The organism is Kribbella sp. NPDC026611, from assembly GCF_040638345.1.
Taxonomy (GTDB): domain Bacteria; phylum Actinomycetota; class Actinomycetes; order Propionibacteriales; family Kribbellaceae; genus Kribbella.
Genome location: NZ_JBEZYC010000007.1, coordinates 58572 through 70493, shown reverse-complemented (window position 1 = coordinate 70493; position 11922 = coordinate 58572). Strand labels below are relative to the sequence as shown.

Sequence of the window (11922 nt, the reverse complement as noted above, 5' to 3'; positions counted from 1 at the left end):
CATCCCCGTGTGGCGCGAACCGAGACCGACCGATGCCCTGGTGTGCTGGCGGTGCACCAGGCGGCAGACGGCGGTCTCGCACGCGTCCGGGTGCCCGGTGGGGTGCTCAGCCGGCACCAGCTCGACGTACTGCGGCTTGCCTCCGCCGACCTGGGCGACGGCCGCCTGGAGCTCACGTCCCGCGGCAACGTCCAGATCCGCGGCCTAGACCCCGCCGGACCCCGCGCCTTGTCCGACCGGCTCTACACGGCCGGACTCCTGCCCTCTGTCCCCCACGAGCGAGTCCGCAACATCCTGGCGTCCCCCCTCTCCGGACTCGACAGCGAGTCCCGGTACGACGTCATGCCGGTGGCCGCCGCCCTGGACCAGGCCCTCTGCGCCCGCCCCGCACTGGCTGACCTCCCCGGCCGCTTCCTGTTCGCACTCGACGACGGCCGCGGCGACCTAGCTCAAGCCCAAGCCGACGTGTACGTGCGGGCCTTGGACGAATCCACCGCGCTGCTGACCGTGGGAGCTACCCCAGGACTGCGGGCCGCGTGGGCGGAGGTACCTGGGCTGATGCTGGCGGCAGCTGAAGCATTCCTGGTGGAGCGTGACCAGGAGTGGCGTATTGCTGAGCTCCCCGGCGGCGCTGACCGGATCCTCGCGCGGCTCAGTGGAGCAGTCGCGGACTCACCTGCCTCTCGCATCGGCCCGGCGCCGGCAGACCCGCTCGCCCCGCCGCAAGGGACCGCTCGGGCGGAGCTGCTTGCACCGCAGTCCTGGGTGGACGGCGCAGGTCCGGCCTCCGGGGTGATCGAGGCAGGCGTACATGGGTCGGCTCTGGTGGTGACGGTGCCGTTGGGGAGTCTGACCCAAGAGCAGGCTGCTGCGGTCGCGGAGTGTGCTGAGGAGGTCCGGCTGACGCCGTGGAGGTCCGTTGTGGTGCCGGCGGGGACGCAGGGCTTGCTCGAGCGGGTCGGTTTGGTGACCGAGCCTGGCTCGGTGTGGGAAGGGGTATCGGCTTGTGCTGGGCGCCCAGGGTGCGCCAAGGCGCTGGCCGACGTACGCGCAGACGCTCAGCATCTCGCTCTGCAGCTCCGGCAGGACACGGCGAGGCGGCTGCACGTTTCTGGGTGTGAGCGGCGGTGCGGGAAGCCCGCGGACGGGTTTGTGGACGTGGTGGCAGTAGCGGGCGGTTACCTGGTGGATGGGGAGCGGATGTGAACGAGTACGTGCGGGACGGCGCGGAGATCTACCGGCGGTCGTTTGCCACGATCCGGGCCGAGGCGGACCTCACCGGGCTGCCGGGCGACGTCGCGCAGGTTGCGGTGCGGATGATTCACGCGTGCGGGATGACGGACCTGGTCACCGACCTGGCCTACTCACCAAACGTCGTGAAGAACGCGCGGGCAGCGCTCCAGGACGGGGCCCCGATCCTCTGTGACGCGCAGATGGTTGCCGCAGGCATCACGCGGCGCCGGCTGCCGGCGGACAACCAGGTCATCTGCACCCTCCAGGACCCGCGGACCGCGGAGCTCGCCCAGCAGCTCCAGACCACCAGAAGCGCCGCAGCCGTCGAGCTCTGGAGCGCCCAGCTGCAGGGCGCTGTTGTTGCTATTGGCAACGCCCCGACCACCCTGTTCCGCCTGCTGGAGCTGATCGACGCGGGCGCGCCGCGACCAGCAGCGGTCCTTGGGATCCCGGTCGGCTTCATCGGTGCAGCAGAGTCCAAGGACGCGCTGGCGGCGAACGGGCTCGGCCTCGAGTACCTGGTGGTCCGCGGCCGCCGTGGCGGTAGCGCGATCACCGCAGCCGCCGTCAACGCCATCGCAAGCGAGGAAGAGTGATGACCGGACGACTCTGGGGCGTCGGCCTCGGACCAGGTGATCCCGAGCTGGTGACCGTGAAGGCAGCCCGCCTGATCGGCGCGGCGGACGTGATCGCCTTCCACAGCGCCCGCCACGGCCGGAGCATCGCGCGGTCCGTAGCAGCGCCGTACCTCCGGGACGGCCAGCTGGAGGAGCACCTCGTTTACCCGCTCACCACGGAGACGACGGACCACCCCGGCGGCTACCAGGGCGCCATGGACGACTTCTACGCCGACTGCGCCACCCGGCTCGCCGCCCACCTCGATGCCGGCCGCGACGTCGTCGTACTGGCCGAGGGCGACCCCCTCTTCTACGGCTCGTACATGCACATGCACAAACGCCTCGCCGACCGCTACTCATGTGAGGTCGTCCCTGGCGTCACGTCCGTCAGCGCGGCAGCCGCCGTGCTCGGTCGCCCGCTGTGCGAGCGCGACGAGATCCTGACGGTCCTACCGGGCACGCTGCCGCCGGACGTGCTCGCCGAGCGGCTGCGCAGTACCGACGCCGCCGCGGTCATGAAGCTCGGCCGGACGTTCGCCAACGTGCGCGAGGCGTTCGAGCTCGCCGGACGCGCAGACGAGGCGTGGTACGTCGAGCGTGCGACCACCGACGCGCAGCGGACGGCCCCGCTCACCGAGGTGGACCCCGAGAACGTTCCGTACTTCTCGCTCGCCCTCCTCCCCAGCCCGATCAACAACAGCTTCACCGCACCGACCACGCGGACCGCCAAGGAGGGCTCGGTCACAGTCGTCGGGCTCGGACCGGCCGGACCAGAGTGGATGACGCCGGAGGCCCGCGCAGCAATCGCCGGCGCCGACGACGTGATCGGCTACACGACGTACGTCAACCGCCTCCCCGACCGGGCCCGTCAGCGCAAGCACGGGTCAGACAACCGGGTCGAGTCGGAGCGGGCCGCGTTCGCCCTCGATCTGGCCCGCAAGGGCTCCTCGGTCGTAGTGGTGTCGTCCGGTGACCCAGGTGTGTTCGCGATGGCCAGTGCGGTCACGGAGGTCGCGTCGGAGCCGGAGTACGCCGACATCGCCGTACACGTGCTGCCAGGGATGACTGCAGCACAGGCGGTCGCCAGCAGGGTCGGTGCGCCGCTCGGCCACGACTACTGCGTGCTGTCGCTGTCGGACCGGCTCAAGCCGTGGGAGGTGATCGCCCAGCGGCTGACAGCGGCAGCTGCGGCCGACCTGGCGATTGCTATCTACAACCCGGCCTCCAAGACCCGCACCTGGCAGGTCGCAGCGACTCAGGAGCTCCTGCTGGAGCACAGGTCCGCTGACACGCCGGTCGTCATCGGCCGTGATGTCGGCGGCCCGGCCGAGGAGATCACTGTCACCACACTGGCCGAGCTGGAGCCACAAGCCGTTGACATGCGGTGCTTGCTGCTGGTCGGCTCGTCGCAGACCCGTACTGTGCCCCGCCCAGCCGGTGGCCTGGTCTTCACTCCACGCCGCTACCCGGACACAGGGAGTGAGTCGACACCAGGTCCCGGTTAAATCCACAGTCCGGCCGTGTCGGGCGGGTGCGACCCGGGTATGGGCCCGCGCCGAGGCCGACTTGTGAGGAGACAGCGGAGATGAGTGAGCAGTACCCAGGTGACACCGCCACGATCGCCACGCCCGTCGGCGAGGACACCAGCACCCAGCGGTACGAGGAGGCCCGGGCGGCTGCCAACCGGGCGATGAGCACGATCAACCTGCCGCTGGAGCAGCCAGAGCCCGAGCTCGACGCTGAGCTGCTGTCGTACCGCGGGTTCAAGTTCGGAGCGGCCTTCTTCGGCTGGCTGATCGCCATCTCCATGTCGGTCCTGCTGCTGGCCGCTGCCGCCGCTGCAGCTCTCGGGACCGCGCAGGTACTGGACTACTCCACCAGCGACGCCAAGGCCGAGCCGGGCGCCGCAGGTATCACCGCAGCCGCAGTGAGCGTGCTGATGGTGACACTGGGCTTCTACATAGGCGGGTACGTCGCTGGACGTCTCGCTCGCTTCGACGGCGGCCGGCAAGGCTTCGGCGTGTGGATGATCGCATTGCTCGTCGGAGTGGTCGCTGGTGGCGGCGGATGGCTCCTGGACAAGCAGTACGACCTCGTCGGCGAGGTGAACTGGCCGGACGTCTCACTCTCCGACAAGACGCTCACGCTCGGTGGCGCCGCAGCCGGTGCAGCACTGCTGGTGCTCACGCTGCTGGCAGCCATCCTCGGCGGCAAGACCGGCCGGCGCTACCACGACAAGATCGACCGGCTGCTGCCTTAGCGTTACGCCCTCACCACGTTTTGCTGCGGGTACTGGAGTAGTACACGGGGCCTGTCTGGTGAGGAGAGGCTGACATGACCCAGCAGCATCAGGAAGAGACACGGGTCGAACGGAACGACCCGTCAAAGAACCACGAAGACCAGCGGGACGTTGCCAGCCGGCATCGGGCCAAGGTACAGACCTCCGCTGCGGCCGAGGTCGACCCGTCATACCGCGGGTTCAAGGGCGGTGCGGCCTTCTTCGGCTGGCTCGTCGCGATCGGCCTGATCGCGCTGCTGAGCGGGATCGTCGGCGCCATCGCCGCAGCGGTCGACTACGCGGTCACCATCGACTGGCACTCCGCGGCCGGCACCATCGGGATCGCCTCTGGTGTGGTCCTGCTACTGATTCTCGCGATCGCCTACTACAACGGCGGTTACGTCGCCGGCCGGCTGGCCCGGTTCGACGGCGCGCGGCAGGGGTTCGGCGTGTGGCTGATCGGCATCGTGATCACGGCCGTCGTCGCGGGCGTCGCCGCGCTGGCGGGGTCGCAGTACGACGTACTGAACCGCGTTGATCTGCCGTCGGTCCCGATCACGGACGACACCCTGACCGCGGGCGGGCTGGTAACGCTGGTCGCCGCAGTGGTCATCACGTTGCTGGCTGCGCTGATTGGCGGGAAGGCGGGCCAGCGATACCACCGGCGCATCGACAACAGCGCTGGGTGAAGTGAGGGGTGGCCCGGACGCCGGATAGCTCCCATCCGTCGTCCGGGTCTTCCTTGCTGTGACCAGTCCGCTCGGCCAGCATTCGACTCATGGCGCCCCGGACAGCTCTTGTCGTTGGAGGCACCAGCGGGATAGGTGCGGCCGTGGTACGACGCCTCGCTGCCGATGGACTCCAGGTGGTGGCAGCGGGGCTCGGCGCGGGCGGGGACGCTGTGGAGCTGGACCTGCTTGATCCGGGGGCACTGGAGCAGCTGGTCGGTTCGCTCGAGCGGCTCGACGTACTGGTCAACGCGGCCGGGGTCATCCGGCGTGGCGACGAGCACCGGCCCGAAGTGTTCCGGGAGGTCGTCGAGATCAACCTGACCGGTGCGTTGCGGGCCTGCGAGGCCGCGCACGACCTGCTGGCCGCTACTGACGGCTGCGTAGTGAACGTGGCGTCGATGCTGAGCTACTTCGGTGGTCCGCTGGTCCCGGCGTACAGCGCGTCCAAGGGTGGAGTCGTGCAGCTGACCAAGTCCCTGGCGGTGGCGTGGGCCGCAGACGGCATCCGGGTGAACGCGGTCGCACCTGGCTGGATCGCCACGGACCTCACCGCCGCGCTGCAGGCCGATCCGGTCGCGTCCGACCGGATCCTGTCCCGTACGCCGATGGCCCGCTGGGGCCGCGCCGACGAGGTGGCCGGTGTGGTCGCGTTCCTGGCCGGTCCGGACGCGGGGTTCGTCACCGGTGCCGTCGTACCCGTCGACGGCGGCTATCTGAGCATGTGAGGAGTGGTCGATGATCCCGGTATCAGCAGGTGTTCCCGCGGAGATCGCTGTCCAGGCAGTGCCCGACGACGACCGGCTGTGGGTGCAGCAGGCGCCCGGCGTGTGGTTCCGGCCGCTGATGCTGAACACGGTCACCGGACAGTGGTGCAACCTGCTCAAGGTGACCCGGGCCGGCATCGTCTCGCGGCACCGGCACCCGAGCGCGGTCTTCGGCTACGTGATCAAGGGCAAGTGGCAGTACGACGAGCACAAGTGGGTGGCCGACGCCGGGTCGTTCGTGTACGAGCCGCCGGGCGAGATCCACACGCTGCGGGTGCCGGAGGACTGCACGGAGATGATCACGTTCTTCAACATCTCCGGGGCGATGATCTACGTGGACGAGGCCGGGAACCAGATCGGGTACGAGGACACGTTCACCAAGATCCAGCTGTGCCGGGACCACTACGGCGCGAACGGTCTGGGGGCCGACTACGTGGACCAATTCATTCGGTAACTAGTCCGTTTGTAACTAGTTTCATTCGGTCACCTGCCGGACGGCGGCGATGACGGTCTCGAGAGCCGGGGTCCGCGGACGGGCCTGGTGGGTGAAGAGCGCGACCTGACGCTCGACGCCGGCGTCGTGGATCGGGACCAGGCGGACGCCGGTCAGGTTGGCGGTGGTGACGGCGAGTTCGTTGGTGACGCCAACGCCGAGGTTGTGGCGGACCAGGGACAGCAGGGTTTGCGGCTGGTTGGTGCGAAACGCGGACTTCGGGCTGAGGCCCTTGGACGCGAACGCCAGGTGTGACTCGAACTGCCGTGGCCCGTCGCTCTCGCCGATCGAGATCAGCTGGAGTTCGGCGAGCTGCACGAGGCTGACGGACTCGTTGCCGGCGAGCGGGTGGTTCTCGGGGAAGACGGCGGTCAGTGGCTCGCGCCAGAGCACCTCGTGGACCAGAGACTCGTCGGTGACCAGCGGGTGGACCGGGCGGATGGCCAGATCGATGTCACCGCGGACCAGTGCGCTCTCCAGGTCGACGCTGGGGCCCTCGACGAGGAGCAGGCGCACGTTGCCCGGGAGGCGGCGTACCACTTGGGGGAAGAGCCAGGTCGCTGCGCTCGGGTAGGCGCCGAAGCGGACCTCTCCCCCGGCGGACAGGTTCTGGACCAGGCGGATGATCTCCTCCGCCTGCGGCACCAGCGCCCGCCCCTCCGGTGTCAGCCGGGCCGGGTGGGCGGTGCGGTCGAAGAGCTGTACGCCGAGAGCGCGCTCCAGGTCGGCGACGTGCTCGCTGATGCGGGACTGGCCGCGGTAGACCGCCTTGCCGGCCGCGGAGAAGCCACCGTGACGAGCGACCGCGACGAAGCTGACGATCCAGTCCATCCGGAAGCCGTACGCCGCGGTGAGGTCCATGATGGTCACGGTAGCCGGGAAGACGTACGGCCGACCGGACGTTGTGGCTGGTGTGCTCGAGGTAGTGGTGATCGGTGCGGGACAGGCGGGGCTGTCGGCCGCATACCACCTGGTGCGGCTGGGGTTCACGCCATACGACGAGGTCGTCGTACTCGACCGGAACCCGTCGCCTGGTGGAGCTTGGCAGCATCGGTGGGACTCGCTGACGATGCACGATGTCCACGGGATCGCGAACCTGCCTGGGGTGCCGGTGCCGTCGAGTGCCGGTGGTGAGCGGGCGAACGCGTTCGTGCCGTCGTACTTCGCGTCGTACGAGAAGAAGTTCGCGCTACCTGTGGTGCGGCCGGTCAGCGTGGAGAGGGTGCAGCGGATTTCTGGCTCGGGGCAGGCGGACGAGTCCGGGTTCTTGGTGCAGACCGAGGTGTCGTCGTACCGGACCAAGGCTTTGGTGAACGCGACGGGCACCTGGGACCGACCGTTCATCCCGTGGTACCCGGGGCACTTCGACGGGCGGCAACTACACACCGCTGACTACCGTGGTGCTGCCGAACTCGCTGGCCAGGAGGTGCTGGTGGTGGGCGGGGGTGCATCCGCCGTACAGCTGCTCGCGGAGATCTCCGAGGTCGCGTCGACCACATGGGTCACCCGACGACCGCCGGAGTGGCGGACGAGTGACGACTTCACCCCGGAATACGGTCGGCAGGTCGTTGCGCGAGTGGAGGAGCGGGTACGCGCGGGGCTGCCGCCGCGAAGCGTTGTGAGCGTTACCGGGCTCCACCTTCGTCCGCAGGAACAGGCTGCGTGGGATCGCGGTGTCTACACGCGGCAGGAGATGTTTGCTCGTCTGACGCCCGACGGCGCGGTGTGGCCCGACGGCCGCCACCAGCACTTCGACACCGTCCTCTGGGCGACCGGCTTCCGTGCGGACCTGGCCCACCTGGCCCCGCTCCACCTCCGCGAGCCGTCCGGCGGCATCCAGATGTCTAACACCGTCACCACCAAAGACCCACGTATCCACCTGGTCGGCTACGGCCCCTCCGCCAGCACCATAGGAGCCAACCGAGCCGGCTTCCAAGCCGCCCGGTCCCTTCGCAAGCTCCTCAAGTAGTTCGCCCCCACGCGGTGCTACGCAGACGCCATTCGTCGCTCCGCTCCTCACCGCGCCCGCTACGCCCCGCTCCCACCCACCCTCCGGCTTAGCGCCGGCGTGCTTCCAGCTCGCGCTGGCTTGTTGCGGGCTGCCGCCCGCGTGCGACAACCCCGGGCTGGCGCACTACTCGTGGTACTGCTGGGGAGTGGTGCAGGTGGTTAATCCCATCGCGGTGCTACGCACGGCTCCTTCGTCGCCGCACTACGCGCCGCCCCACCCACCCCGCTTGTTCGGGGACGAGCGCCCCGGAGTTCCCGGCGAGTGCCGGGGGTTCGCTCGCTCCGCCCGCGGAGTTGCGAGCTGGCGCTCGCGTGTTCGCGGCTGGCGCCGCGGGGTTGCTCGCTGCGCTCGCGAGTGACTACCTCGGGGTGGCGTCCGTTCGTCGACGGACTGCTGGCGGCGGGCTGAGGTGGTTGACGCGCCGCGGGTATTTCGCAGGCTCGCCGTCACCCCGCCGCGGCCGGCTCTCAACCGCCAGCGCGTCCGTTCACGGCGCCGTACACGGCTGACCGATGGCCCGCTGATCGGCGGTTCTCGTGTGGCGCGGCCCGAGGCGGTCTGTGACCGCGTTCTGGAAGTGCGGGCACATCATCAGCTCGTCATGCGTACAGGGCCCACCCTCGATCAGGTCAAGCGCGGCCTGCGCCCGCGCGATTCGGTCTCGAAGCATCTCTCGGTGCCTCGTCAAGATCTCCTCGCGATCCGGTGCCGGCCCAGTAGCCAGCATCGTCCGAATGTCCGCCAGCCCGAACCCCGCCTCCTTCGAGATCAGGATTGCTGCCACGCGGCGCACGTCCGCGTCTGAGTACCGACGGCGATCCCCCACCCGTGCCGGCGCGAGCAGACCTTCCGTTTCCCAATGCCGCAGTACATGTGTCGCCACCCCGAACTGCGCCGCCACCTCACCGATCGACTTCACACCACCATTCAAGCGTCTCGAGGAAACGACCATGTCCAGGCGACTGTGGACCGAGGGTTAGTGCAGGACTGGGAAGGTGAGGTGGGTTACGCGGTCGCCCTGGATGCAGGTGGTTGGGTTGCCGAGGATGACCTCGTCGGTCGCTAGCTTGCCGAAGAAGGGGCGGTTGCCCTCGCCCATCACGACCGGCACGAGGTCGACGGCGATCTCGTCGAGGAGACCGAGGTCGAGGCACTGGCGGGCGATGGTGCCGCCGGTGACGGTGACGACGCGGTCGCCGGCCAGGGTTTGTGCCTGAGCGACTGCTGCCGCCACACCGTCGGTGACGAAGGTGAAGGGTGCGTCCGGGTGTGCGGCGATCCAGTCGGTGGGGATCCGGTGGGTCACGACGACCACGGGGACGTCCAGGGTATGGCGGCCCTGCCAGCCATCGGCCACGTCGAACAGCGTCCGGCCGCAGACCAGTGCGCCGAGGGAGGACACCCACTGCCGTAGGTACTCGGCGCTCGGCGGGGTCAGCTGGATTGTGAAGTCCCCGGCGGGAGTCGGCATGTCGACCTCGCCGTTCTGCAGCCAGTCGAACAAGTGGCCGATGGTGTTGTCCTGCTTGGCGACGTACCCGTCGAGCGACATGTTCGCCTGCGCAACTACCTTGCCCATGATGTCTCCTCAGGCCTGCTGCGGCCGGTAGATGTGTACAACGACGCCGTTGGAGAACGGTGTCGCCTCGACGAGGTTCAGGTGCCGCGACTCCGGCAACTGGTCGAACAACGCCAGCCCTCGCCCCAGGACCAACGGCTGGATCAGGATGCGGTACTCGTCGATCAGGTCCGCCGCAGCCAATGCGCCGGCGAATCGAGCACCGCCCCACGCGATCACGTCCGGACCGGGCTCGGCCTTGATCGCCGCGATCTCGGTCGCGAGGTCGCGGCGCGCGACCTGGGTCACCGGCCAGGACGCGTCGGCGTCGCTGAGCGTGGTGGAGAACACCACCTTCGGGATGTCGTTCATCGGGGCGGCGTACGGGTCGTCCGACTCCGGCCACGCCGACGACATCTGTTCGTACGTCGTCCGGCCCATCAGGTGCGCTCCGGCCGTACTGATCCGGTCGAGCTTCCACTGCTTGAGCTCATCGCTCTCGGGAATCGCCATCCCAGGATGCTCGCGGTCGCTGTCGACCAGCCCGTCCAAGGACATCGACATGTACAGAATGACGTCTCGCATGACCTGTCTCCTCGATCTCGTTCCCACCAGCCTGCCGATCGAGGATCACCCTGTCGTCATCCGAATTGATTACATCCTGTCCCACCCTCGGCCTCAGAACCGCGTACGTGGGTGGATTATCTGAGGATGAGGGTGAGGAGGTCTGTGCCCAGGGTGGTCAGAGCGGTGTTGTCCAGGCGGTAGGCAACGAACCGGCCTTGGCGTTCGGGGGTTACCAAGCCGGCTCGGGTCAGGGCTCGGAGGTGGCGCGTTACCTGGGTGGGGTGGAGGTTCCAGAGGGCGGCGATCTCGCCGGCCGTGCGGGGTTCGCTGGCGACCGCTCGGCAGACCTGGAGGCGGTCGGGGGACGAGAGGGCTTCCAGGCGGGCCCGGATCTGGGTGGCGGTGGGGACGGCGGGGCCGCGGCCGCCGAGGGGATAGATGACGGTGAGGGGTTCGCCGGGGAGCTCGCCGAGGAACAGGTGCGGGGCGATGTAGTTGCTGGGCGCAAGCAGCACGGAACGGGCCGAGATGTCGACGCGTTTGCTCTGGACCTTCTGGACGATGACGCTGTCGTCGTCGCGGATGTCGATCGAGCTGTCGAGGGAGCGGAGCATCGCGAGTACGCCGTCGCGGATGGCGAGGTCGCGATCCTGCCTGCCGCGAGCGGCCAGCGCGTCACGGTACGAGTCCCACACGTCCCGGAACCACTCCGACCAGCAAGCGTCCAGTACGTCGAGGAACCGCCGTACCGGCTCAGCAGGATCCGTCAGCAGCGCGTCGACCAGGGACGCGACACCAGGGCCGCGGCTGCGGGCCCAGTGGCGTACGGCGTCGGTGTCGGTCGTGTGGCTGCTCAACGGGCGTCCACGGAGCGGCCGGACCAGGTCAGCGGCGAGGGACTCCGGCGTACGGGCGCGCAACGCGGCCAGCTCGTCGGCCCACGACGGCATGCCTACCGCGGCTGAGGTGGCGAAGAACCGCGACCGGACAGCCCGGACCGTCCACGACCACTGGGCCAGTTCGGCCCGCAGCGCAGGGCTCAACGGCACCGCGACTGCCCACTCCGATGCTGAGTGGTGGGTGGGTTCGGCGAGGACGTGCAGTGCGCAACCGAGCTCGATCAGAGGCGAAGCGACATGCCTGATCCGCTCCGCCTCCAGCCGACTGACACCGGCAAGGACAGTCGGCACTTAGCTCTTGAGTTTGAACTGGAGCTCGGTGTCCCAGTCGTTCATGTCGGGGACCTCGCGCGGGTCCGACCTGTAGATCTCCAGCCGGGCCGTCCAGTTGTCGCCGGACGCGTCGAACTCGAGCCCCTCCGAGGAGGCCCACGCGAGCAGGTCCGCGGTCGCCTGCACGAGGCCGTCCGGGTGGCCGTGGTACTGCGAAGACGCGTACCGACCGGCCGGGAGGACGCCGGTGACGATCTCGCCCTCGCCGCTGTGCAGGTCGTCGACCGGGAAGCCGATCTCCATCACCAGACCGTTCTCCATGTCGACCACGTCGTACTTGAAGAACGGCGCGTCGTTCGGCGCGATCTCCTTCGCGGCGAGCCAGTCGATCACCTCACGCATCCGGTCGGCGAACGCGCCGATCCCGCTCATCGGCACCTTCCCGCGCAGCGCGACGTACGGCCGCTCCCCCACCTCGACGATCTCCGGCATCCGATC

At 69.0% G+C, this 11922-nt stretch carries 14 protein-coding genes; 8 read left to right on the top strand and 6 right to left on the bottom strand.

Annotated features, from left to right (window positions below):
• Positions 1-9: 9 nt before the first annotated feature.
• The 7 genes from AB0E69_RS27210 (at position 10) to AB0E69_RS27180 (ending at position 6077) form a co-directional block, all read left to right on the top strand.
• The gene (locus AB0E69_RS27210; RefSeq protein ID WP_360151870.1) at positions 10-1206 is read left to right on the top strand and encodes a precorrin-3B synthase; all 1197 of its coding nucleotides are present in this window, start codon (positions 10-12) and stop codon (positions 1204-1206) included.
• Positions 1203-1829, top strand: coding sequence for a precorrin-8X methylmutase (locus tag AB0E69_RS27205; protein ID WP_360151867.1), 627 nt, complete (start codon positions 1203-1205; stop codon positions 1827-1829). Before AB0E69_RS27210 ends, AB0E69_RS27205 begins: the two co-directional genes overlap by 4 nt.
• Positions 1829-3355: a precorrin-2 C(20)-methyltransferase gene (locus AB0E69_RS27200; RefSeq protein ID WP_360151864.1), complete on the top strand. Its 1527-nt coding sequence runs from the start codon at positions 1829-1831 to the stop codon at positions 3353-3355. The genes AB0E69_RS27205 and AB0E69_RS27200 overlap by 1 nt, the downstream gene beginning before the upstream one ends.
• 80 nt (positions 3356-3435) lie before the next feature.
• Positions 3436-4110 carry a hypothetical protein gene (locus AB0E69_RS27195; protein WP_360151861.1) on the top strand — a complete coding sequence of 225 codons (675 nt, stop codon included), beginning with the start codon at positions 3436-3438 and terminating at the stop codon, positions 4108-4110.
• Positions 4111-4184: 74 nt separating this feature from the next.
• Positions 4185-4817, top strand: coding sequence for a hypothetical protein (locus tag AB0E69_RS27190; RefSeq protein ID WP_360151858.1), 633 nt, complete (start codon positions 4185-4187; stop codon positions 4815-4817).
• Positions 4818-4906: 89 nt separating this feature from the next.
• Positions 4907-5584: an SDR family oxidoreductase gene (locus AB0E69_RS27185; protein ID WP_360151855.1), complete on the top strand. Its 678-nt coding sequence runs from the start codon at positions 4907-4909 to the stop codon at positions 5582-5584.
• Between the two features lie 10 nt (positions 5585-5594).
• Positions 5595-6077, top strand: coding sequence for a 2,4'-dihydroxyacetophenone dioxygenase family protein (locus tag AB0E69_RS27180; protein WP_360151852.1), 483 nt, complete (start codon positions 5595-5597; stop codon positions 6075-6077).
• 21 nt (positions 6078-6098) lie between these two features.
• Here the strand turns inward: AB0E69_RS27180 and AB0E69_RS27175 are convergent, their stop codons facing one another.
• Positions 6099-6977, bottom strand: a complete 879-nt coding sequence (locus tag AB0E69_RS27175; RefSeq protein WP_360151849.1) for a LysR family transcriptional regulator — start codon at positions 6975-6977, stop codon at positions 6099-6101.
• On the opposite strand from AB0E69_RS27175, the gene AB0E69_RS27170 reads away from it, so the two are divergent.
• Positions 6976-8085, top strand: coding sequence for an FAD-dependent oxidoreductase (locus AB0E69_RS27170; RefSeq protein ID WP_360151846.1), 1110 nt, complete (start codon positions 6976-6978; stop codon positions 8083-8085). The genes AB0E69_RS27175 and AB0E69_RS27170 overlap by 2 nt on opposite strands.
• Positions 8086-8614: 529 nt before the next feature.
• Here the strand turns inward: AB0E69_RS27170 and AB0E69_RS27165 are convergent.
• The 5 genes from AB0E69_RS27165 to AB0E69_RS27145 all read right to left on the bottom strand — a co-directional run bounded on the left by AB0E69_RS27165 (position 8615) and on the right by AB0E69_RS27145 (position 11916).
• On the bottom strand, positions 8615-9046 hold the full coding sequence (locus tag AB0E69_RS27165; RefSeq protein ID WP_360151844.1) for a MerR family transcriptional regulator: 432 nt from the start codon (positions 9044-9046) through the stop codon (positions 8615-8617).
• 57 nt (positions 9047-9103) lie between these two features.
• Complete coding sequence (locus tag AB0E69_RS27160; protein WP_360151841.1) at positions 9104-9706, bottom strand: dihydrofolate reductase family protein; 603 nt, start codon at positions 9704-9706, stop codon at positions 9104-9106.
• 9 nt (positions 9707-9715) lie between these two features.
• Positions 9716-10270, bottom strand: coding sequence for a dihydrofolate reductase family protein (locus AB0E69_RS27155; protein WP_360151838.1), 555 nt, complete (start codon positions 10268-10270; stop codon positions 9716-9718).
• 116 nt (positions 10271-10386) lie between these two features.
• Complete coding sequence (locus AB0E69_RS27150) at positions 10387-11442, bottom strand: DUF5937 family protein (protein ID WP_360151835.1); 1056 nt, start codon at positions 11440-11442, stop codon at positions 10387-10389.
• Positions 11443-11916 (bottom strand): GyrI-like domain-containing protein, encoded by a 474-nt coding sequence (locus tag AB0E69_RS27145; RefSeq protein ID WP_360151832.1) that lies wholly within the window; start codon positions 11914-11916, stop codon positions 11443-11445.
• Positions 11917-11922: the final 6 nt, after the last annotated feature.